General features: G+C 40.9%; 15 protein-coding genes and 2 pseudogenes. 10 read left to right on the forward strand and 7 right to left on the reverse strand.

Features of this window, described 5'->3' with window-relative positions; genetic code table 11:
* Nucleotides 1-11 precede the first annotated feature (11 nt).
* The 9 genes and pseudogenes from BQ8014_RS09130 (at nt 12) to BQ8014_RS09170 (ending at nt 10,203) form a co-directional block, all read left to right on the forward strand.
* Entirely contained in the window at nt 12-1,517 is a 1,506-nt protein-coding gene (locus tag BQ8014_RS09130; protein ID WP_080904105.1) for a TolC family protein, read from the forward strand.
* Nucleotides 1,504-2,955 (forward strand): annotated as a pseudogene (locus BQ8014_RS09135) (efflux RND transporter periplasmic adaptor subunit); the annotation flags it as partial. The gene BQ8014_RS09130 and the pseudogene BQ8014_RS09135, both read left to right, overlap by 14 nt.
* Before the next feature lie 81 nt (nt 2,956-3,036).
* Nucleotides 3,037-3,435, forward strand: a complete 399-nt coding sequence (locus BQ8014_RS09140) for a heavy-metal-associated domain-containing protein (protein WP_006844387.1) — start codon at nt 3,037-3,039, stop codon at nt 3,433-3,435.
* A gap of 34 nt (nt 3,436-3,469) precedes the next feature.
* Nucleotides 3,470-3,880: a heavy-metal-associated domain-containing protein gene (locus tag BQ8014_RS09145; protein ID WP_006844386.1), complete on the forward strand. Its 411-nt coding sequence runs from the start codon at nt 3,470-3,472 to the stop codon at nt 3,878-3,880.
* Between the two features lie 108 nt (nt 3,881-3,988).
* Nucleotides 3,989-6,283 (forward strand): copper-translocating P-type ATPase, encoded by a 2,295-nt coding sequence (locus tag BQ8014_RS09150; RefSeq protein ID WP_006844385.1) that lies wholly within the window; start codon nt 3,989-3,991, stop codon nt 6,281-6,283.
* A 213-nt stretch (nt 6,284-6,496) separates the two neighbouring features.
* Complete coding sequence (locus BQ8014_RS09155) at nt 6,497-7,348, forward strand: RteC domain-containing protein (RefSeq protein ID WP_006844384.1); 852 nt, start codon at nt 6,497-6,499, stop codon at nt 7,346-7,348.
* A gap of 178 nt (nt 7,349-7,526) precedes the next feature.
* Complete coding sequence (locus BQ8014_RS09160) at nt 7,527-7,886, forward strand: helix-turn-helix domain-containing protein (protein ID WP_006844383.1); 360 nt, start codon at nt 7,527-7,529, stop codon at nt 7,884-7,886.
* Complete coding sequence (locus tag BQ8014_RS09165; protein ID WP_006844382.1) at nt 7,849-9,885, forward strand: AAA family ATPase; 2,037 nt, start codon at nt 7,849-7,851, stop codon at nt 9,883-9,885. Before BQ8014_RS09160 ends, BQ8014_RS09165 begins: the two co-directional genes overlap by 38 nt.
* 12 nt (nt 9,886-9,897) lie before the next feature.
* The gene (locus BQ8014_RS09170) at nt 9,898-10,203 is read left to right on the forward strand and encodes a helix-turn-helix domain-containing protein (RefSeq protein WP_006844381.1); all 306 of its coding nucleotides are present in this window, start codon (nt 9,898-9,900) and stop codon (nt 10,201-10,203) included.
* Between the two features lie 94 nt (nt 10,204-10,297).
* On the opposite strand, the gene BQ8014_RS09175 is transcribed toward BQ8014_RS09170, so the two are convergent.
* The 6 genes and pseudogenes from BQ8014_RS09175 to BQ8014_RS09205 form a co-directional block, all read right to left on the reverse strand.
* Complete coding sequence (locus BQ8014_RS09175) at nt 10,298-15,892, reverse strand: N-6 DNA methylase (protein ID WP_006844380.1); 5,595 nt, start codon at nt 15,890-15,892, stop codon at nt 10,298-10,300.
* Nucleotides 15,879-16,325 (reverse strand): DUF1896 family protein, encoded by a 447-nt coding sequence (locus BQ8014_RS09180; protein ID WP_006844379.1) that lies wholly within the window; start codon nt 16,323-16,325, stop codon nt 15,879-15,881. Before BQ8014_RS09180 ends, BQ8014_RS09175 begins: the two co-directional genes overlap by 14 nt.
* A 159-nt stretch (nt 16,326-16,484) precedes the next feature.
* A pseudogene (locus BQ8014_RS09185) lies at nt 16,485-17,057 on the reverse strand (topoisomerase C-terminal repeat-containing protein); the annotation flags it as partial.
* Between the two features lie 561 nt (nt 17,058-17,618).
* Nucleotides 17,619-18,065, reverse strand: a complete 447-nt coding sequence (locus tag BQ8014_RS09195) for a DUF1896 family protein (RefSeq protein ID WP_006844379.1) — start codon at nt 18,063-18,065, stop codon at nt 17,619-17,621.
* 159 nt (nt 18,066-18,224) lie between these two features.
* Nucleotides 18,225-20,324 (reverse strand): type IA DNA topoisomerase, encoded by a 2,100-nt coding sequence (gene topB, locus BQ8014_RS09200; protein WP_006844378.1) that lies wholly within the window; start codon nt 20,322-20,324, stop codon nt 18,225-18,227.
* A gap of 28 nt (nt 20,325-20,352) precedes the next feature.
* Nucleotides 20,353-21,852 (reverse strand): DUF3945 domain-containing protein, encoded by a 1,500-nt coding sequence (locus BQ8014_RS09205; protein ID WP_006844377.1) that lies wholly within the window; start codon nt 21,850-21,852, stop codon nt 20,353-20,355.
* A gap of 304 nt (nt 21,853-22,156) precedes the next feature.
* Between BQ8014_RS09205 and BQ8014_RS09210 the strand changes: the two genes are divergently transcribed.
* Nucleotides 22,157-22,948 (forward strand): DUF2971 domain-containing protein, encoded by a 792-nt coding sequence (locus BQ8014_RS09210; RefSeq protein WP_006844376.1) that lies wholly within the window; start codon nt 22,157-22,159, stop codon nt 22,946-22,948.
* A 94-nt stretch (nt 22,949-23,042) separates the two neighbouring features.
* On the opposite strand, the gene mobC is transcribed toward BQ8014_RS09210, so the two are convergent.
* Nucleotides 23,043-24,709, reverse strand: a 1,667-nt coding sequence (gene mobC / locus BQ8014_RS09215) for a conjugal transfer protein MobC (protein ID WP_080904108.1), incomplete at its 5' end; no start/stop codon positions are given.

Raw genomic sequence — 24,709 nt, forward strand, 5'->3', positions numbered from 1 at the left:
CAGATTGTATTATGACAACAATAAGAATCAAATATTTAACAATGCTATTAATGATGATAATGGCAACCGGTGCAGTTTCAGCACAAACTGCTGATTCGCTTAGCCATTATCTCAAAATTGCAGCCTCAAATAACCCCGGTGTTAAAGCCGATTTTATGGTTTATAAGGCATCGCTGCAAAAAATCCCACAAGCAGGAGCTTATCAAGACCCTGAACTTGAAATGGGCTTTTTCCTTGAACCGATGGATATTATCGGAGGAAAACAAGTTGCCGAGTTCAAACTGATGCAGATGTTCCCATGGTTTGGTACAAAGAAAGCTGCACAGACCGAAGCCACCCATATGGCAAAAATGTCATTCGAAAAATTCCGTGAAACAAGGGATAACCTTTATCTGGAAATATACACTCAGTGGTTTATCCTTTGCAGCCTTCAACAGAAATTAATGAATAACAGGGATAATAAAGCCCTGCTGACTCAGTTGGAACAATTAGCGTTGCGTAAATTTTCGTCTCCATCAGCTGGTTCAGGAGCAGGGTACTCAATTTCTGCCCCAACCCAGCCGACCAGTACACCTCCGGTTGGAAGTGGAGGTAGTATGTCCTCGATGGGAAGCGGTATGTCTTCAGCTGGTTCTCAAGCAACCACTCAGAGTACAAGTATGTCTTCGATGGGCAGTTCAGGTAGTAGTATGTCATCAGGTATGAGTAACTCGGCTTCGGGAGGTATGTCCGATGTATTACGTATCCAGTTGGAAATAGCTGAATTGGATAATAATATAGAAAGTATTCTTTCGGAAATAAAAGCGGAAAAAGTAAAGTTCAATGCTTTACTGAACCGTTCCGCCGACAGCGAAATACAAATACCCGAAGCCTTTGAGCAACTCTCATTCCTTTTCGATCCTGAAGCTATGACAAAGATTAGTGATCAGAACCCTATGCTGGGAATGATTAATGAAGAAGGGCTTGCCTATAAAGCTAAAGCCGAAATGGATAAAAAGATGAGTTATCCAATGTTCGGTATTGGAGTACAATATATGCTTAATAAAAAAACGGATGATCCGATGTTTGGAATGGGCGATATGAACGGAAAGGATATGATTATGCCGATGATTTCAGTTAGTATCCCACTTTATCGTAACAAGTATAAGGCACAACAACGCGAAAGTAAATTTTGGTGGCAAGCCAGTAAAGAGAAGTACGCCAATACTTACAATGCGATAGAATCTGAATTATATAAGACAAAGCACCTATTGGATGATGCTTCCCGTAAAATTTCGCTTTATAAAAAACAGTCAGACCTTGCTGAAACAACCTACAATTTGGTTGTACAGGAATTTGTTGCAGGAAAAAGCGATCTAACCAATGTCATACAGGTTCAACGGCAACTGTTGGATTATCAACTCAAAAAAGCCGAAGCAGTCGCAAGTTACAATACAATGGTGGCATCCATCCAAAAGCTGATTTCATTTAAGGATACAGAACAAAACGTAAATAACACATATTATGGAAACGAATAAATTTAAAAAGATAATCAATAATAATTATATCAAGTACGGATTGATACTCATTGCAGGACTATTTATCGGATGGCTGATATTCGGAGGCTCATCCAATAATCATAATGAAGTAACTGAGCATGTACACGAGGAAGGTACAGAACAAATCTGGACTTGTGCCATGCACCCACAAATAAGGCAAAATAAACCTGGTAAATGCCCTATTTGCGGTATGGATTTGATTCCGTTGAAAACGTCAGATAGCGCTGATGAGGCGATTGACCCAAAAGCAATTCAATTGTCAAAAGAAGCTGCCGCTCTGGCTAATATACAAACGACTGTAATCAGCCGCCAAAATCCGATAAAAGACATTCAGTTGTATGGTACGATACAAGCTGATGAACGATTGTCACAATCACAGACATCCCATGTCAGTGGACGGATTGAAAAACTCTTTATCAATTTTACCGGAGAAAGTGTGAAGCAAGGGCAAACAATTGCTACAATTTACTCTCCCGAATTGTTAAGTGCACAACAGGAATTATTGGAAGCTGCTAAAATGCAATCAGTACAACCTGCCTTAATTCAGGCGGCACGTGAAAAACTGCGCCTGTGGAAATTGACAGATGAACAGATAGCAAGGGTAGAGCAATCGGGTAATGTATCTGCATTGGTGGAAATAAAAGCCAATACTGGCGGTATTGTAGTAAGTAAAAAAGTGAGCCAAGGAGATTATATTAATCAAGGTAGTGTCCTTTTTGATATAGCCAACCTGTCACAAGTATGGGCTATGTTCGATGCCTATGAAGTAGATCTGCCCTTCCTTAAAGTCGGGGATAAAATTGATTTTACGTTACAGGCTGTACCCGGTAAAACATTTACAGGCCGAATATCCTTTATTGATCCGATATTGGATAGAACGACCCGTACAGCTAAAATTCGGGTAGAAACAGCCAACTCCGGTATGCAATTAAAGCCAGAAATGTATGCCAATGCCATTATCAAAGCCCCATTGAAACAATTCAATAATGAAGTTGTCATACCAAAATCATCTGTGTTATGGACAGGGAAACGTTCGATTGTCTATGTGAAACAGCCGAATACACAGTCTCCAGCATTTATGCTGCATGAAATTGAACTCGGCCCTTCACTCGGCGATTCGTATGTTGTGCTTTCGGGTGTAAATGAAGGAGATGAGATTGTAACTAACGGAGCCTTTACTATTGATGCCAGTGCGCAACTCGAAGGAAAACGCAGCATGATGAATACCGAAGCATCCCGTCCTGTTACTGGACACGAAGGTCACAATATGTCGGGTGGTTCATCAGGTACAAACCAATCCGAAACTTCAACTGGGCATGAAGGACATGATATGTCTTCTATGCAGAAGTAACATGCCATGATAAATGTGCAGAAACTATGTGAAATATCTAAGGAACGCATAAAAAAGCTACTAAAGTAGTTTATGACGCATTCCCCGATTACTGTAAATATAGAAAATAGAAATAATGGAATATTAATAATTTAAAATCAGAATAAAATGAAGAAGTATGTTTTAGTTATAGTATTGGGATTAGGCATCCTGTCTTTTAGTGCGTGCAACTCAAAAAACGCATCAAGTAATGATACTGCCAAAACGGAAACGGTGGCTCAATCGGGTAATGAACATCATCAGGATGAACATGCCATGTTGGGCGTACAGGGACTTTGTGAAACGTGTAAAGAACGGATAGAGACCGCAGCCAAAAGTGTCAAAGGCGTATCTTCAGCTATGTGGGATATAGAAAAAAAGGAACTACACCTGAATTTCGATCCACATCAAACAAATATGGATGCCATCAGTAAGGCGATTGCCAAAGTCGGACATGATACGGATAGGGATACGGCTGACCAGACAACATATGATGCACTGCCTAACTGTTGCAAATACAGAAAATAAATACAAATGATTAATCAATTAAAATAAAAATGAAATGAAAAAAATAATTTTGTTTATAGCAGCGATTACATTTTTATCGGTAAACAGCCTTAATGCTAACAATCAGGATAGCCTGCAAAAAAAAGATACAATACATGCCGGACATGGAGGACATCATCAACATGAAAAAAGTGAGGCGGTGAAAGATGCCCATGCTATGCTCAAAGTAGAGGGTAAGTGTGATATGTGTAAAAAACGCATTGAGACTGCCGCATTAAGTGTGGAAGGCGTGTCTTCAGCTATTTGGGATAAAAAGACGAAAGAACTACACCTTAACTTTGACGAAAAGAAAACGTCTATTGAGGCAATAAGTAAGGCTATTGCTAAAGTGGGACATGATACAGAGAAGGATAAAACAGATAAAAAAACGTATAATGCCCTACCCGGCTGTTGTAAATACAGGTAAATCCTGTTAGAAATATATTAAACGGTAAATAAATAACCGGGATATGCGAGTATTATATTTAAAGGGAATGCTCCGATTGAGCATTCCTCTTATAAAAAGAAGCCAGACATGAAACATACATATACAATAGGCGGTATGACATGTGGTCATTGCCGTTCCAGTGTGGAAAAAGCACTGAATGCGATTGAAGGCATTCATGCAACTGTTACTCTTGATCCTCCGGTAGCCATCATCAGGATGGATAAACACATACCTACGGAAGTTTTGCAGGATGCCTTATCGAAAGTTGGCGATTATACTATAGAAATTGCTCAAAATGTGTCACATAATAATAACCCTGATCATGTAGAAATGAACAGTATGCATCAAGGGCATGACCATACTGGTATGTCTATACCATTGGAACATGGCCACCAAAATCATGACCATGCAGGAGGACATATGGCACATATGGGAAATCTTAAACAGAAATTCTGGATTTCCCTTATCGTAGCAATACCGATTATTCTGTTTTCCCCCATGATGGGGATGAAACTACCTTTTACCCTTTCGTTCGAAGGTTCATATTGGGTAGTGCTGTTGTTAGCTTCATTCCTATACTTTTACGGCGGATGGCCGTTCCTCACTGGAGCTATAGGTGAACTAAAAACGAAAAATCCGGCCATGATGACATTGATTTCAATGGGTATCACTGTTTCTTACATATACAGTGTGTACGCTTTTGTTAGCAATTACATTCTGCAAGTGCCGGGCCACCGAATGGATTTCTTTTGGGAATTGGCGACACTGATTGTTATTATGTTACTCGGTCATTGGATAGAAATGAAGGCGGTCGGTAATGCAGGAAACGCATTACAGAAAATGGCTGAGTTGTTGCCTGGAAGTGCGCATCTGGTACAACCTGACGGAAGTATTAATGATGTTCCTCTTCAACAAATACAGGAAGGGCAGCATGTAATGGTAAAGGCAGGAGAAAAAGTGCCTGCCGACGGGAAAGTTATATCCGGTGAAACATCTGTTAATGAATCAATGGTAACCGGTGAAGCCAAAGCCATAAAGAAAAACGAAGGAACAACCGTAATAGGCGGCTCGGTCAATGGTTCGGGCTCTATCGTAATAGAAGTGACAGGCACAGGCGAATCGGGTTATTTGGCACAGGTGATGAAACTAGTAGGACAAGCCCAACAAGAAAAATCACGAGCGGAATCCATTTCCGATAAAGTAGCCAAAGGACTCTTTTATATAGCATTGATAGTAGGTATCACTGCATTTATTGTTTGGTATATTATCGACAAAGATATAAATATCGCATTGGAAAGGATGGTAACAGTGTTTATTATTGCCTGCCCACATGCTTTAGGACTGGCGATACCACTTGTCGTTGCTCGTTCCACATCATTGGGAGCTACACATGGCCTGCTGATCCGCAACCGCAATGCATTGGAAAAAGCAAAGGATATATCCGTTGTAACTATGGATAAAACGGGTACACTCACTGAAGGGAATTTCCGCGTTTCTGTTGTAAAAAGTCTTTCGGATAGATGGAGTGATGCAGATATACTGAAAACAATGGCGGCAATGGAAGTGCATTCTAATCATCCGTTGGCAGTGGGTATTTTGGATAAGGCTAAAGAGTACAAAACAGATATACCAAAGGCTGAAAATGTAACTCTGATAAGCGGAACAGGTCTATCGGGTACAGTAAGTGGGCAGGAAGCGAAGATTGTCACTGCTGCATATCTGGATAAAAACGCAATACTATATGATAAATCCCTGTTTAATGACTTGGCAGGAAAAGGTAATTCCATAAGCTACCTTTTAATCAATAATGAAGTTGCAGGCTTAATAGCTCAAGGTGATCAGATTAAACCGGAAGCAAAACGGACTGTGGAGGAACTTCATAAAGAAAACATTACCCCAGTCATGCTAACAGGAGATAATGAGGCCTCTGCAAAGTCTGTTGCCGAACGAGTAGGTATTAACGATGTATTTGCTTCCCTCTTACCTGAAAACAAAGAGAAAGTTATTTTGGAATACCAACATAAAGGTAAAACTATTATGATGGTGGGTGATGGGGTGAATGATGCCCCAGCTCTGGCTCGCGCAGATATTGGCGTGGCTATAGGCGCCGGAACAGATGTTGCAATAGATTCGGCAGATGTGATATTGGTAAAAAGCAATCCGTATGACATTATTCATTTTCTTTCGCTCGCAAAGAACACATCGAACAAAATGGTACAAAATCTATGGTGGGGAGCAGGGTACAATATTATCGCTATACCATTGGCAGCAGGAGTTCTCGCTCCTGTAGGTATTATCCTTAGTCCAGCCATAGGAGCTGTGCTAATGTCCGTCAGTACAGTGATAGTCGCTATAAATGCATTAATGTTGCGAATGAAATAAATTCTATTTATTCATTACCTGATGGAAATTTTAATTGTTTTTATTTGATTCTGTTAAGTGTCACACCGGCATATGAAATAACCTGATAAATTGGAGTATATATGTCGGTGTGCTTTATCATAATTTTGACGTTTTTAATAATAAAACTAAAATTATATTACAGGTATATTTTTGGCTTTCATATGCTTAAATTTAAATCTTTCGAATTTTAAAATGAAAGAATATAATTCAGAAATATTAAAAGTAGTACATACAGAATTGGAAATGGTTGATATGGAAAGTTGTAATATTTCCATAGAAGAAGCTGAATCGATGATAAATTTCTTGAATGATTGTTTGGAAAAAATGAGAAGTTATTTTCTTTCTTTAAACTCAATCGATTCATCTGATGAAATATGTTTTTTTAAAGAAATCAAACCCGAAGTATTAGGGTTTTTGCTATATTTCAATAAAGTACACACAATTGAATTAAAATGTCCAAATGGAAGTAATGATACATTAAAAAGTTACTATGAAAATGAACAAGAGAGTCTTACTTATTTTTTTGAACGGAACATAGATTTTTACCAATACTACAGGTCAAAATCAACATATTTAGACGAACATTATTTTCTGAGAAAGAAAAAATCGTATAAACTTTGCATAGACAGCGTTCACTTTATAATGGATAAGTATTTTTCAACCGGATATGATTATAAAGTAGCAAAAATTATCTGTAATGAAATGCTGCGCATTTATCTCAATAAAAAAATGCATCAGATAGAAAAACAAATTATAATAAATAAAAATAGATCTTCATTTCCGGTCAGTGATCTAAAATGGACGGGGCCATTAATCGCTTTAGTAGAATTAGGATATGGATTTGATTCAAGTAAATATGTAAACCGAGGAAAAGCCGATATTAAAGAAATAATGATAGGATTAGAAACTTTGTTCAATGTTGACTTAGGAGAATATTACAGAACATATATATCAATAAAGGATAGAAAGATGGAACGGGCTAAATATTTAAAAATAATTATAGAGAATCTCTTACGACGAATAGACGAAGACGATTCTTCTTAGATTTTCTTTTCATAGAAACTACCAACTTGGTAGTTTTTTTTTGCCTTTATCCTACCTATTCAAAATCCACTAAAACCGTTGATTTCTCGTCAAAAAAACTCAAAAAAAACATCAACCAAGTTGGCAGAAAAGTATTTTTCGACTTCCCAACTTTGCAGCAAATCAAACAGTTGCATTTATGGATGTCATAACAATAGAATCCCAAGCATACAAAGATTTAGTATCTAAAATCAATGCCATAGCGAAATTCGTTATAGATCATCAGGATGATGATACTACCGATCCAGACGAAATGTGGGTGGACAGTTACGAAGTTTGCACTTTCCTCAAAATCAGTGAACGTACACTTCAACGTTTACGCAGTAACCGGATGATTTCTTATTCTATTATCTCCGGCAAATCATATTATACCATTGCAGAAATAAAACGGATGCTTACTGAAAAGAGAATCCGCAGTACTGATGAATGTATGAATGACCTTATAAACAATCATAAATATCATGCTCAACAAAGACGAACTATTAAGACGAACAAATAACGGTCTTGATGTTTTCAAGCATTATATACCAGTCCAATGGAAAACAGGGCGTAATTTCCTCAATCCCTTGTATGAAGACCGTAAAGCGTCATGTAATGTGTATTTTGACCGTCGCAATGGAGTGTATAAGATTAAGGATTTCGGCAATGACGATTATAGTGGTGATTGCTTCTTTTTTGTTGGAAAACTAAAAGGCTTGAATTGTGGAAATGGTGCCGACTTTGTAGAAATATTAAAGACCATAAACAGGGATATGGCGTTAGGATTGAGTGATTCAGATTACTCACATACTCCGCCAATCGCATCAAACAAGCAACAGGCTCCACCGGAACCGCAAAAAAACAAACCGTATAATATTCTTCAACAAAAATTCACCCAAAAAGAATTGGATTTTTGGATGCAGTCAGGCATTACCCCTGAAATACTTAAACTATACAAAACAGTATCACTAAAAGAGTTCAGGAGTGAAAATAAAGACAATAAGCCATTTTATTATACTTCATCAGAAAATGAACCGATTTTCGGATATATGGGTAAAAGGCATGTGAAGATTTACCGTCCGTTTTCGGAAGTCCGTTTCTTGTATGGTGGTAATATCGGAGAGAATTACTGTTTCGGACTGGAGCAATTACCCGCCAAAGGAGATACATTGTTCATCTCTGGCGGAGAAAAAGACGTGATGACACTTGCCGCTCACGGATTCCACGCTATCTGCTTTAATAGTGAAACTTCTACAATCCCGGCAGGGATTATTTATAAACTGACGTTCCGCTTTAAACATATTGTACTACTCTACGATGCGGACAAAACAGGAACGGATAGTGCGGTAAAGCATGAAAAAGCATTATCCGAATATGGCGTTAAACGGCTTGTACTACCACTATCAGGAGAGAAAAAAGACAAAGATATAACCGACTATTTCAGTAAGGGCAATAGCCGGAAAGAGTTCCGGCAACTATTTCTCGATTTTCTTGATAACCTATATAACGAAACAATGACCATGCTGAAATCGTGCGAAATTGATTTTAACAATCCTCCGGCAAAAGCAGAGGAAGTTATATCTGCCGGCGACGTACCACTGGGCACACAGGGTAATATACTTTGTATTACCGGTGGCGAGGGTACAGGAAAAAGTAACTATGTTGCCGCCCTGATTGCAGGTTCGATAAGAAACGACAATCGTCCAATAGATACGTTAGGCGTTGATGTGCGGGATAATTCCGACCATAAAGCGGTTTTGCTCTATGATACGGAACAATCGGAAGTACAACTTTTCAAAAATGTATCAAATCTTCTGAAACGTGCTAAACTGGAAAAAAAACCGGAAGAATTACGGGCTTTCTCCCTTACCGGAATGTCCCGGAAAGAGCGGTTGCAAGCCATTGTTCAAAGTATGGATAAATACCATTACGAATATGAGGGCATTCGCTTGGTTGTTATTGACGGGATAGCAGATTTAGTATCATCGGCAAATGATGAAGTGGAAAGCATCAGGATTATGGACGAATTATACCGGTTGGCGGGAATATACCGCACTTGTATCGTATGCGTACTTCATTATGTACCCAATGGCTTGAAATTGCGGGGGCATCTTGGTTCGGAGCTACAACGCAAAGCTGCTGCAATCCTTAGTATAGAACTTGACAGCGATCCGTCCATATCGGTAGTAAAAGCGCTCAAAGTAAGGGACGGCAGCCCTCTCGACGTTCCATTAATGCAATTTTCATGGGATAAAGAATTGGGTATGCACATATATATCGGAGAAAAGCCACGGGAGGAAAAAGAAAAACGAAAAGAGAAAGAACTGGCGACGGTTGCCCGTGAAATATTTGATACAAAAAGGCATCTGACCTATATAGAGCTGTGCGACCGCATCCAACAGATAATGGATGTAAAAGAACGCACAGCCAAAAGCTACATTAAATATATGCGAGAAAAAGAAATAATAATAAAAGATCCGTCCAATCAAAACTACTTTATGATAGGGCATATCATCTAAAAATGGAATATTATGTATATAGATAAAGAAAATTTTGAAGCATGGATGGAGCGAATTATGGATCGCTTCGACAGGCAAGACAAAAAACTTGAAAAAATGAGCCAAAGAAGAAATATGTTGGACGGAGAAATTTTGCTTGATAATCAGGATTTATGTATGCTGCTTAATGTAAGCAAGCGCACCTTGCAACGTTATCGTAGTACAGGTGAACTGCCTTTCCAGACAGTTTACCATAAGACCTACTATAAAGAAAGCGATGTACATATCTTTATCCGGGAAAACTTTAACAAGAAAAGGGGCAATAATAAAAAGCCGTAAGAACTTTTGTTTTCGATTTCTTTTATGTTCATATTGATTTTTTAATGTTAATCAAAAGCCCGTACCGTCGTGATGACAGGAACGGGCTTTACTCTTACAATTTGAAATTTTTAGATGATTCCTTCTTCTCCACTTTCGGCGGACTACCGCCCACCGATGCAATAATAAGCCTGTCCCCCATTATTTCTTTTACTCCTTGCAAAGTATTGGGCAATGGTGCATCCTGAACAGTTGATGCTTCGGATTTACCTTGCGACTGGTTCTGATTGTTGGTAGAAACAGTCTTATCAGGTACACTTTCCGCCTGTCCTTCGGTTTCACTGATTGGGGTAAGTGAAAGTTGGATTTCACGGTCTAACTTAATCAAATCGTCTTTCAAAACTTTCAGTTCCGGCTCCTTGCGCCAAGTACCTTCGATTACTTCTTTGAGTACCGGAACGTCTTTTTGCAGTTTTTCATTATCTGCCTGGTACCTTTCCAACAATTTCGGCATCGTTTCAAGTGCATTTAAGAAATTCTGCGCTGCCGTTTTCGGATCGGTGGCCATAACTCCATGATTGTAGTTATACAGAATTTCTCCTTCTCCCTTAACGAAAAAGCGGTTCTGTTTTACAATAAAACCGTCTTTGTTACTTGATTCGGATTTTACAAGCAAGTTAAAACTGTACAGGGTTCCGATAGGCTGATATAATCCGTAAGTTTCGGCTTTATCCGCTATTTCATTGAGCTTTAAGCCGACTTCTTTCAGGTTACTTCCCTGCAATCCGTTTAACTGCACAGGATTGAGCCGTGTGCCATCAGGTGCCTGCTGAACACGTGAATTGAACGCTTCCACATCTTTGGATATACGGTTAATAAATCCGTTATTCTTCTCCACATCAGACATAATTCCTTCCAACTTATAGCGGGATGATGATTTTCCACGCATAAAGGCTTGCCGTTCCGATTCAAGGGAAGCGATTTTCTTTTCTAATCGTGCTTTCTCCAGTAATTCGGTGTTGCCCGAAAGAATAGCGACATATTCAGAGAAATTCATACCGCCTTTTTCGTCCATGCTGCCCTCGTCAATGGTACGGCTACCCAGTGAGTTATTTTTCAACTGCCGGATAAAGAGTTGCTTGTTATGCAATAACCCGAACTTATATGCATCCAATGATTTTTCAACGGCATAAATAAGTACATCTACTTTGTTATCAGCATACAATTTGGCTATATCATTACCTTTGCGAATGCCCCGACCGTCCCGTTGTTCCAGATCTGACGGTCGCCAGGGCGCATCTAAATGATGGATTGCAACACATCTTTTCTGTGCATTTACTCCGGTTCCCAACATTTCGGTAGAGCCAAACAGAACACGGATTTTGCCCTCATTCATATCCTTAATCATGGTTTTACGAGCCTTGTCCGTTTTGGCTTCCTGAATAAAGCGTATTTCGTGAGCCGGGATTCCGTAGTCATCCATCAGCTTACGCTTTATCTCGGAGCATGGGTTCCATTGTCCGGGCTTGTAAGTACCTAAATCGGAAAAGATGAACTGGGTAGCCTTATGCCCGTCATACTTTTTATAATAGTCCGATACCATTTTAGCGACATGGGATGCTTTATTATCCACATTGTCGCCGTATTTAACAGGATCAATGAGCCGCATATCGAGCGACATTTTGCGGGCATAGTCCGTCGCTATCAGCATTTTTGCTTTTTCTTCACTTTCCGATAGTTTCGGACGTCCTAACAGTTCGGCATTACCTGTTTTGGCGAACTCTACCAACTTCTTAATAAACTCCTGTTGGTCGGGTGTAGGCGGAATATTATGCAAGATTTCATTCTTTACAGGTCGGTCGATACCAATATCTTCCGCAGAACGATAGTCCGTAATTTCAGCATAAAAAGCCGCTAATTCGGGTACTTTGATAAAATACCTGAACCGTTCTTTCTGTACAATTTCATTCGTCACCGAAAACTCATAATCTATCGACTTTTTGGCAAAAATGGCTGCCCATGCGTCAAAGGTGGTAATACCCTGACGTTCCAGTTCATTCGGGCGGAGATACTTGAATAACAGGTATAACTCCGTCAGACTATTGGAAATGGTTGTACCCGAAAGGAAAGTCGCACCCAAATCTTTATTCGTCCTGTCCTGAATGGTACGCAGGGCAAAAAGCATATTAAGTGCCCGTTGTGAACCGTCGGCGTTACCCAGACCTGCAACTCTGTCATGGCGGGTAGTAAAGGTCAGGTTTTTAAATCGGTGTGATTCATCAACATAGAGGTGGTCAATACCCATTAGCCGGAAGTCCACCGTATCATCGGTGCGGGTTTTAATCTGGTGGGCTACGTTCTCCAGTTTGGCTTCAAGGTTTAATTGCCTTTTGACTAAGCCTTTTTCCATAGCACGGGAAATCTCTTTGCCCTGTGCCCGTAACACGTCCAGATTTTCTTCCACTGAATCGAGTTCCGACTGTAATATCCGTTGCTGTATTTCGGGCGACTGGGGTATCATGCCGAACTGTTCGTGTGTTAAAATAATAGCATCCCAGTTATTATTTTTCATTTCATTGAAAATCCGCATACGTTTGGCAGGAGTAAAATCTTCCTTGCCCGGATATAAAACCTTTGCATTGGGGTAAGCCGTACAAAAAGTTTGGGCTATCTCATGTACATTGGCTTTGAGAGCCATAATGAGCGGTTTGTTTACCAGTCCCAATCGTTTTTTCTCATAGGCGCTTACACACATTATCAGGGTTTTACCGCCGCCAACCTCGTGGTCGATTATGCCCCCGCCATTGAGTTTGTCCATCCAGACGGCATCTTTCTGGCTTTTATACAGGTCGGGAATACCCAAGCCTTTCAAATCCAATCCGGGGAACTCTTGGTGGCTTCCATCGTAATCAGGACGGACAAAGCAATTAAATGTGCGGTTATATTTATCCGCCAACCGGTTTTTGAACTCCGGCGATTGCTCGTTCAGCCATTCGGTAAAGCCGTTCCGTATCTCGTCAATCTTGGAGTTGGCGAGTTGGATTGATTCGGCATCACGCACTTTTACCTCTACCGTTTCCCCGTCAATTACCTTATTAACTTTCTTGGTAATATCGGGAGAGGTATTGTGTAGGGCGTGTTTCATCAGGGCTACCCCGTCAAATGTCCGGCTTTGAGCTTTTACGGCATACTGGTCGTAAATTTTTACGTTTTTGCTGTCAGCTTTCAGGCTGTACTCATCACGGCTTTGTGCATAGTGAATTGAGACATTGGTATCGAACAAATGTGAAGCATATTTGCTGTAAATACCTGTCGGAATCCACCGTTCCCCGAAATTAAAATCCAAATCCTCGAAAGGTATCGGGCGGGGCGTTGCTTCCCGTAATGCCGTCAGGGATTCTTTTGCCGCTTCATGGTCGGGGTGGTTTTCTACATACTGCTCGACGTGTTCCGCTTTTGAAATGACGTTACCGCTTATGAACTTGTCTTTAATTTCATAAGAGCCTATCATCGGATTAAAAAATATCTGTCCTTTCAGTTCCTCCAGTATTTCATCCGAAGTTCCTCCGGTAAGCCCTGCTATATATTCAAGATTTACCGTTGCATATTTGTTGAGTGAAGCGGTCAGGGCTTCCCGTGCGTTATCGGCATGGGTAATCTCATTCGGATTAAATGCAACCGGTTGTTGGAAAATATCGGCTTTGACGGCTTTACCATCTATATACCGTTCCAGAGAAAGAATTTCCGTTCCTCCGGCATCCATTTTAATAAGGCTAAGATTTTTCGCATCGTTTATGTTTCCGAAACGACGGGTAAAATCATCATACAGTCGGTTGAGCATTTCCCTTAATGCAGGATTGGCTTCCAACTTTGTCGCTTCGTTGCTGTACAGGTGGTGATAAGTGTCCCGTACTTCAATATAAAGGGATGCTTTCGCCTCCTGTGTTCCGGTGAGCTGAAGCGGATGGAACATCGGCTGAAATCCGTCCAAATCACGCAAATAACCGATACGATTAGTTGAGTCGGTAACAAGTGAGCCTTCACGATAATGGGATGGTATATCTTCCAATAGGAAAGGAACAGGTTTCATGCGTTCCTGCTGTTCCCGTTCGGCTTCTTCTTTCAGCCGTTCCAACTGTTCCTCCCGTCGGGCATCAAATACGGGATAGGCTGCGGCAGTTTCCTGTTGCAGCTTTTCCCTTTTCTCATGCGCATTTACTATCATTTCTTCCCGCCAGTCCATAAACGGCGGTTCCTTTGCTTTGCTCGCTTGCGATTTGGATTTTCTACCCCGTTTTTTAGGCTTGTTTACCTGACTGCGTTCCTCTTGGGTAAAGCCAAAAAGGTCATAGAGCGTAATTAATGGTTGCTCTGTAACGGATTTAGGTTTCGCCTCCGGAGTCGGTTCTTTTTTAATGGCAGGATCGTCCATATCGAAAAGAGTACCTGAATAAGTTTGCTGTTGTTTGGACTGTTCCGGTTTAATTTCAATAGCAGGTTTAATCGCTTCGGTTACTTCTATCCGCGATTGCAGTTGTGCCAAACTTTCCTGTGCATGGGATTGATAACGCTGCAAATCCAAATGTTGGGAGAAATCTTCTTTCAACATTTGCCGTAAATCTTTAGCTATGCCGTCAATTCCTCCCTCGTGGGTAAAGACAATCGCAGGTTTACCGTATGGATCGGTGTCGATTTTGGAACGTGTTTGTATAACCCTGTTAAAATCACGGAACAGGTTATTAATCGATATGCCATTGGATAACTTGCGGGATTCGATAAAATTCTGCTGTCGCTGACTGGGTAGGATATTTTTATTGTTCCGTTGTAATACAATCAGGTCACTGCCGACTTCCGTTCCGGCATGGTCGGAAAAGAGGTTGTTCGGCAAACGGATAGCTGAAACCACATCGCAGGTGTCCATCAGGTATTCCCGTATCGGTTTATTCTGTTCCGAATTAAGTACGCCCTGACTGGTAATAAAGGCAATTATCCCGCCCTCTCTGGCCGACATAACACTTTTTACAAAAAAGTAGTTGTGGATAGCCTGTGTTGATTGTTTGACGGCGGGTATTTCATGGTTGGAAAGTAGCGGATCGAATACCGAAACATCCCCAAATGGAATATTGGAAGCAATCACATCAAAATGCTGTGAATAACGTCCTTCCATTTTTTCGTAACCCTCAATCCTTACTTTATCTTCGGGATAGAGGTGTGAAAGAATTTTACCTGTCAGCAGGTCTTTTTCAAAACTGGTTACTTTAGCTTCGGGTGCGATTTCTTTGAAGGAAGAAATAAACGCACCTGTTCCGGCACTGGGTTCTAAAAACCGTGTCGGTGTTATTCCCCTATCCTTTAGCGCATCTGCCAACGCATCAATTACAGGCTTCGGCGTGTAAAATGCCGTCAGGATAGAACTTTTCAGGGAACTGACATAGCGTTTGTAAACTTCCGGTGTGGGGGAATTTTCACGGAGTACCTCGTGAAGTTCCCGTACTAACGGAAAAAGCTCGATTTCGGACTTAGGCCACCGCTCAATATCTTCGGGTTTGTCGGCAGGGTTAAGGATTGCCTTAATTCCTCCGAACCCTGAATATTTAGCGAATATTTCCCGTTCTTTGGGAGTTGCCTTCTTTTGTTCCTTATCGAGCCTTAACGCTAACTTTATTGCATCAATGTTCTGATGCAAATGAGTTCGCTTATTGTAACTCATTTTCGAGCAGTATCAGGATTGTGCCGACAAGCTCTGTATAAAGCGACTGGTACTCTGTCGTTTCGGCATAATCATCACTGAGGTTGTATTTAGCAAATACCGCCTGACATTCGGGCATTAGTTCTTTTGCCTTTGCCTGGGCTTCACCCGGAGAAACTTCGTCGAAAAACTCATTCCAAAGTATTTCGACAATCATATTATAAGGAGAAAAGTGTAAACCTTTGAATAAGGCTTCATTTGCGATTTCGGCTGCCTGAATATGGTCTAAACCGCTTTTTACCGCTTCGCTGTATGCTTCGGCTGCCATATCCCCACGTCCGGCGATAAAGGAAAGGTCATTTGCTTTGTCGGGGTGGGAATCACGTAAATAAGATAATAGATTGAGCCGGAAGTACGACATTTCCGCAGGCTCTAAATTTGAATTGTATTTCATTACTATGAATTTTTTAGTGGAAACTGTTGATTTGAATATGCAAAAGGCACCGGGGTATCCCTCCCCAGTGCCACCACTAAAAAATTCAATAGCACCTGATTTAACAATTTCTCATCAAACCTGTGGCGTATGAACTTCTTAGTGGCAAATATAACATTTTTATTTCCGTTTCTTGTTGAAACCTGTTTTAGGTGGGAACGAAAAGACGGTTTTATATTCGCCGTCAAAGGTTACGGCAGCATCAAAAGGCTTATTCTCTTTGCTCTTAAAGCCCTTAATAACTCCTGTCTTGCCTTTGGTAAGCAGGTCTTTCAGTTGTCCGTCAGTCAGGTCTTTACCTGATTTGTTCCGGAATACCGTCAGTCCGCATCCTTCATTGTTACACTTGACTACCTTTTGGAATATGGTTACCTGACCGTTTTTACATTTAGGACATGGGCAGTTCTCTCTTGTATTGCCACCTTCGATTTTCTTCTCCAGTAATTCGGTTGTAATCTGTGCGGCATATACTTCGATACTCCGATGAAATGTATCGGCATCCATTTCTCCCGTTGCTATTTTATTCAAAGCATTTTCCCATGCTCCGGTCATAGCTACGTCCGCTATTTTTTTATCACGGATAGCCATATAAACTACCAATCCTTTATTGGTCGGGACAAGGGATTTTTTTTCACGCTGGATATATTCACGGGAAAATAATGTTTCGATAATGGCGGCACGGGTGGCAGGTGTTCNTCAAAATGCTGTGAATAACGTCCTTCCATTTTTTCGTAACCCTCAATCCTTACTTTATCTTCGGGATAGAGGTGTGAAAGAATTTTACCTGTCAGCAGGTCTTTTTCAAAACTGGTTACTTTAGCTTCGGGTGCGATTTCTTTGAAGGAAGAAATAAACGCACCTGTTCCGGCACTGGGTTCTAAAAACCGTGTCGGTGTTATTCCCCTATCCTTTAGCGCATCTGCCAACGCATCAATTACAGGCTTCGGCGTGTAAAATGCCGTCAGGATAGAACTTTTCAGGGAACTGACATAGCGTTTGTAAACTTCCGGTGTGGGGGAATTTTCACGGAGTACCTCGTGAAGTTCCCGTACTAACGGAAAAAGCTCGATTTCGGACTTAGGCCACCGCTCAATATCTTCGGGTTTGTCGGCAGGGTTAAGGATTGCCTTAATTCCTCCGAACCCTGAATATTTAGCGAATATTTCCCGTTCTTTGGGAGTTGCCTTCTTTTGTTCCTTATCGAGCCTTAACGCTAACTTTATTGCATCAATGTTCTGATGCAAATGAGTTCGCTTATTGTAACTCATTTTCGAGCAGTATCAGGATTGTGCCGACAAGCTCTGTATAAAGCGACTGGTACTCTGTCGTTTCGGCATAATCATCACTGAGGTTGTATTTAGCAAATACCGCCTGACATTCGGGCATTAGTTCTTTTGCCTTTGCCTGGGCTTCACCCGGAGAAACTTCGTCGAAAAACTCATTCCAAAGTATTTCGACAATCATATTATAAGGAGAAAAGTGTAAACCTTTGAATAAGGCTTCATTTGCGATTTCGGCTGCCTGAATATGGTCTAAACCGCTTTTTACCGCTTCGCTGTATGCTTCGGCTGCCATATCCCCACGTCCGGCGATAAAGGAAAGGTCATTTGCTTTGTCGGGGTGGGAATCACGTAAATAAGATAATAGATTGAGCCGGAAGTACGACATTTCCGCAGGCTCTAAATTTGAATTGTATTTCATTACTATGAATTTTTTAGTGGAAACTGTTGATTTGAATATGCAAAAGGCACCGGGGTATCCCTCCCCAGTGCCACCACTAAAAAATTCAATAGCACCTGATTTAACAATTTCTCATCAAACCTGTGGCGTATGAACTTCTTAGTGGCAAATATAACATTTTTATTTCCGTTTCTTGTTGAAACCTGTTTTAGGTGGGAACGAAAAGACGGTTTTATATTCGCCGTCAAAGGTTACGGCAGCATCAAAAGGCTTATTCTCTTTGCTCTTAAAGCCCTTAATAACTCCTGTCTTGCCTTTGGTAAGCAGGTCTTTCAGTTGTCCGTCAGTCAGGTCTTTACCTGATTTGTTCCGGAATACCGTCAGTCCGCATCCTTCATTGTTACACTTGACTACCTTTTGGAATATGGTTACCTGACCGTTTTTACATTTAGGACATGGGCAGTTCTCTCTTGTATTGCCACCTTCGATTTTCTTCTCCAGTAATTCGGTTGTAATCTGTGCGGCATATACTTCGATACTCCGATGAAATGTATCGGCATCCATTTCTCCCGTTGCTATTTTATTCAAAGCATTTTCCCATGCTCCGGTCATAGCTACGTCCGCTATTTTTTTATCACGGATAGCCATATAAACTACCAATCCTTTATTGGTCGGGACAAGGGATTTTTTTTCACGCTGGATATATTCACGGGAAAATAATGTTTCGATAATGGCGGCACGGGTGGCAGGTGTTCCGATACCCGATTCTTTGAGAGCTTCCCGCTCGGCTTCATCAGTAAGTTCTTTGCCGCAGGTTTCCATAGAAGATAATAAACTACTTTCCGTATGTAACGGGCGGGGCTTGGTTTGCTTCTCCAATAAATCCATTCCCTTAATGGGAAGTACATCACCATCAGACAGGGACGGAAGTGCCGGAGCATCGTCTTCGCCTTTTTCTTCATCTGGAGCATTCAATACTGCACGCCAACCTGGAATAAGAATAACGCTGCCTTTGACCGAAAACGAAACGCCCGAAGCATCCAATGAAACACTTGTGTTTTCTTTGGTACATTTACCCGAAAAGGCTTCCAACATACGAACGGCAATCATATCATATATGATACGTTGGTCTGCTGATAGTTCGCCCGGTATGTTTTCGGTAATTATCAAGGCGTGGTGATCTGTTACTTTCGTATTCTTTACAGAATGCTGGTTCAGACATGCTTCTGATAACGATTTTGCATAACTGCCGAATGGAGTGTAACCGGATAGCTGACCGATAAGGGCAGGTATCTCGGCAAAAACATCATCGGAAATATAACGGCTTCCCGTTCTCGGATAGGAAATGAACTTCGCTTCATAAAGCGACTGGGCTACCGACAGGGTTTTATCTGCCGAAAAACTATGCCGGCTGTTCGCTTCTTTCTGTAATGTAGTTAAATCGTAGAGCAATGGCGGCTCCTGATTAGCTTCTTTTTTCTCAACGCTTATCACGTTTACGGATTCTGCGGAACGGACACGGTTTAAGATTTCGTCTGCTTCCTGCTTGGTGCCAAATCGTTCTGTGGAAATAGCGGCGAATTGGGTCGCATCTTTTGCCGTATGGAGTTTTACCTGAAAATAAGTTTGCGGCTTGAACTCTTTGTTTTCGAGGTAACGGCTGCAAATCATGGCAAGTGTGGGTGTTTGTACCCGCCCTAATGACCATACCCCGTACCCGGCAGATATTGATAAAGCGCCGGTAGCGTTCAAACCGACAACCCAATCGGCTTGGCTCCGGGCTTTGGCTGAAGCGTACAGGTTGTCGTATTCCTTTCCCGGACGTAGGTTCTCCAATCCACCCCGGATAGCCTGATCCGTGAGTGAACTTATCCAAAGACGGTCGAAAGGTTTGGTGCATTCGAGATAATTATATATGTAGCGGAAAATGGCTTCGCCCTCTCGACCTGCATCGCAACAATTAATAATGAGTTCGCATTTATTAAATAACTCTTTGATAACTTTAAGTTGCTTCATCACGCCGGGGTCATTCTTATACCCCTTACCGTCTTTGATTTGACGGGGTATCAACTTAAATTCTGCGGGAAGTATCGGCAGGTTTTCAGCCTGAAATCCTGTGATACCATAATCCTGTGGCATTGCCAACCCTACGAGGTGGCCGAATGCCCATGTAACGGCGTATCCGTTACCTTCCAGATAACCGTCCTTGCGGTTATTCGCTCCAACTATGGCTGCAATACTTTGAGCCACAGACGGTTTTTCAGCAATCAAAACGTTCATTTACTATTGGATTTTTTAGTGGTTGATATTACATTTTATGTCCTGTGGATTTTTTCACAGGCTTTCTAACTCCTTGCTGTTGCTTCTGCTCTTTGTTCTGATTCTCGGTAGGCTTTTGCTGACCTTGTTTCAGGGGTTCTTTTGAGTGCTTGGTCGCTTCATTGGTTTTACCCTGTGAATTGACAGCAACTTGTGTTTTGCTTTCGTTGGCAGGAGTTACTTCTGCCCCTTGCTTCTTGGCTCTGTCGGGATTCCATTTAAAGAAATCCAGTTTGCCTTTTTCATTATTGACCTTTACATAGGCATTGAAAGGCTCGCCTTTTCCGTCTTTCACCATTCCCTGAACATAAACGGCTTTCCCTTCCCGGAGAGAGTTCTGCTGTTTCTCATCCAAATCAACGCCTAAAAGTTTTTTAGGAATACGGACTTGGTTTTGCTGTTCTCTGCCCTGGCTCTGTTCCTGTTTATTGTTCTGTTGGTACTTATTGCGGTCTAATCCGTCATAATTAAAATCATAACCGCCTTTAGCTGCATTGAACTGAACATAAGCATCAAACTTTTTGGGATTATCGGTTCCGATTGTCTTTTTAGAGGTCATTCCCTCTACGAGTACCTTTTTTCCTTCTTTTAGTGCCTGTTGCTGTTCGGGAGATAGTTCAACGCCTTTCAGATTTTGAGAAACAGTGAGTTTATCAAGGGGTACAGCTTCCAATCGGTTGGTCAGCTTGTCAATAGAAATAAGCGACGGTACTTTTTCGCCCGGTATCGGCTCCAGTTCTACCACCCTGCCACCGTTACCCGTTGCTAACAGGCTTTCTTTTACATCGTTCGGAAGCATGATCCCCTGAAACGGTTTTTCCAAATCAACCTGTTGCTGATATGGATGTGGAGTAAATTTCAGGCTGCCGTCCGGTTGTTCCTCCAGTGAAAGGCGGGCTTGCATGGGATAGTCCACGCCCTCTATATTAGGATTGATATCTACAAGATGCGGGGATTTATACCCGTAACTCATGGCTTTGAGTTCGCCTTCCAGATTTTCGGGTTTAATGCCGTATTTCTGATACTCGCTTTCAGGAATACGGCTTGTATCGAATTGCTTAAATTCGGTCTTTTGTTCGGTTGTTGGTGTCGCTTCCATTTTTTCGTCTTTTTTTTCGGTCACTACTTCTTTTTCTGTTTTCTTAGTCGATTGTTCCTGTTCGTTATTCAGGTAATCCTTCGGATTAATACGGTACTTTTCCAAATCTTCTTCTTTGATATGCAGGATTTTATCAAGCATATCAACTGTTACGGCATAAAATCCCGTATGTGAGGGATTCTTAGCCTGATTAAAGAAGTTTTTGAAAAAGTTTTCGAGGGGATCGGCGTGTTTGTCAATTTTGATAAAATCACTTTGCTTCGCCTTCATGGGGTCTATGGCATCAATCTTTCCTTTTTTGTCGATGCCTTTCACGACTTTGAGTTTGTTGCCTTCTCCTTCATCTCGCATCAGGAGAACCTTGTCTTTCGGATTTAATTTTTCATCCATGATTAAACTGTTTTTAGTTCTGCATCACTATTAATGCAGAATAAAAGTAGCGGTAATCAGGATGTTAGCTGTTGATTTTTAGGCAGGTGGTCGCTTGTGGCTCCGATTTGGCAGTGAGTGGCGCTGAGAGCAAGAAAAACTACGATTATTTAAATCAGTTCAGTGGAGAAGATGTATCTTTGTTTTTGTATTTCAGCACAATATCAATGTCGATGCCGTAATTAACAAACTACAAAAGAAGAAGGGGGACAACGGGTAAATCCAGCTATTCTCCATTTGCTTTTGATTATATAAGAGATACCACATGATGGATGCTAAAACCAATTCAAAAGAAAAAAAGCAGAGGTTGTTGTATAAATACCTCGACATCAATGGCGCAAAAGCAATGCTTTCAAACAGCAATTTGCAGTTTACCAACGCCACAAAACTTAATGATCCGTTTGATTGTCATCCAGCACTTATTGATTTTTCTAAAATTACTCCCGAACAAGCCTATCCTTGGGGAAAAGAAGACACCATTTCGTTAAAAATCAATCCATACGAAAGAAATAGAGATGAAGCATGGATTTGTTGTCTTTCAAAAGTATTTGATTCAATATTGATGTGGAGTTACTACAACAAGCATGAGGGTGTTTGCATCGGAGTAGATGTTCAAAATATCGAACAATACATTAACTATATGCTTGGAAAAATGGTTTTTCCACCTTATGAGGTAGAATATAAGAATATTATCGAGAAACCAGATTTCTTTACCGGGAACAAAGATTTTTTTCTTTATCAGATATTAACGAAAGGCAAAGAATGGGCACACGAACAAGAGGTGAGAATATTTATTTTTGGCCCTCATATGATGTGTATGAATATGCATCTACCTTATGAACTCAAAGACGAGAACGAAGTGATAGATTGGAAAGAAGTTCGCGCCTATCCGACAATCGGTACCGAGTGTTTTGCCGCTCTTTATTTGGGCGTAAATATCAGTCGAGAAGATAAAGAAGAGATAATCCAGTTAGCCAGAAAATTAAATCCAGATATGCGGGTTTATCAAATGTTGGTAAATCCGAATGCGTTCAAGTTGGATTTTGAACTGATCTGAGTCAATCACAGCTAATATAGTTCTTTTACAAAAGAAATAATTCCAACGAAAAAGAGCCGAAAATCCGGCTCTTACATTATATATATGTATAAAATTATTCCTGTTGTAATAAATGAGCCAATGCAGGATCATCCTTAATTCGTTGTAATTCTTCAGCGACAATCTGTTTCGTTTCCTCTTTGATACGGTTGTAGTTAAGTTGTATCTGCTCTTTCATTTTATTTTCTCCGTTTTCGTCTGTAAAATCGGTAATTACAGGGATGGATTGATATACTTTAGTTTCTGCGGCTACCTTCGCATTGTCCACTACAATTTCGCAATGGAAAATTTTCTGCTCAATACGCTCATCAAAATTGTCGGCTATGGCTCCGACAAACATGCCTTGTGTAAGATTGGAAATTTTCGATGGCGGTATCAGGCTATCCATTTGGGTGCTGATAGAGGTCGATTTATCATTGCGGTTGATAGTCATAGACTGACGTTTCTGTAATACTTTTCCGAACCTGTCGGAAAGCGTTTTGGCTGTTTCTCCTACAACCTGACCGGAAAAAATATTTCCGACGGTATTCATCACGACTTTTGCTTCTTTATCTCCGTAATCCCTTGTTAATTGCGAAAAATCCTGAAATCCTAAAAGTACAGCAACCTTGTTGCTTCGGGCAGTTGCGATAAGGTTGTCCAGACCTTTGAAATATATTGTGGGCAACTCGTCGATGACTACCGAACTTTTTAGTTGTCCCTTTTTGTTTATAAGTTTTACAATACGAGAATTATAAAGCCCCAGAGCTGCACCATAAATATTTTGCCTGTCGGGATTGTTGCCGACTACCAATACTTTCGGATCGTCAGGATTGTTTATATCCAACGTAAATTCGTCGCCCGACATTACCCAATATAACTGCGGACTAATCATGCGGGATAACGGAATTTTTGCACTCGCAATTTGCCCCATCAACTGATCGGCTGCACCTCCGAGCCACGCATCCATAAAGGGGCTTAGGTAATTTTCGAGTTCAGGATAAGAAGTTAAAATAGGGAATATATCTTCATATCGTTTGTTCAAAAATTCTATTGCGTGCGGAAATGTGCAATACTTTCCATCCTTATATATGCGTAGATACCATATAATAGAAGCAAATAAAATAATCGGAGATTCCACAAAGAAATCGCCTTGCTTCTGCACCCACGTTTTATTGAGGTTGAGCATAATTGTATAGCTCGATTCGTAAGCATCGCTAATGTCATCCATGAAAGAGGGATTAATCGGGTTACATCGGTGGGAACGTGACGGATCATCGAAATTGATAACATAAAATGTAGGAACTTTTTTATAGCCTAATTGATTATTAAGCAAGTGGTTGTAAGCTATTGTAGAAAGGTCTGGAAATTTAAAGTCGTAAATATACATCGAAAAACCTTTCTCCACCTGTTGTTTTATGTACTGATTAACAACGGCGTATGATTTACCACTACCCGGAGTTCCCAACACGATACTGGCTCGAAACGGGTTTACCACGTTAATCCAACCCCGCCATTCTTTTTTCTTATACCAAAACTTTGTAGGCAGATTTACGGAATATTCACTCTGCAATAGCCGTGTTTCCTGCATAAACGATTCGTTTTCCATATTGAAAACGTCGTCCATAAGATTGTTCTTCAGCAATCGGCTCATCCATAATCCACCAACCAATAGGAACAGATAACCTGCTGACATTGTCAGGATATAAAAACCTGTTGTTGCCGAAGTGGGTAATGGCAGGT

This window comes from Parabacteroides sp. Marseille-P3160, from assembly GCF_900162725.1.
Lineage (GTDB): Bacteria > Bacteroidota > Bacteroidia > Bacteroidales > Tannerellaceae > Marseille-P3160.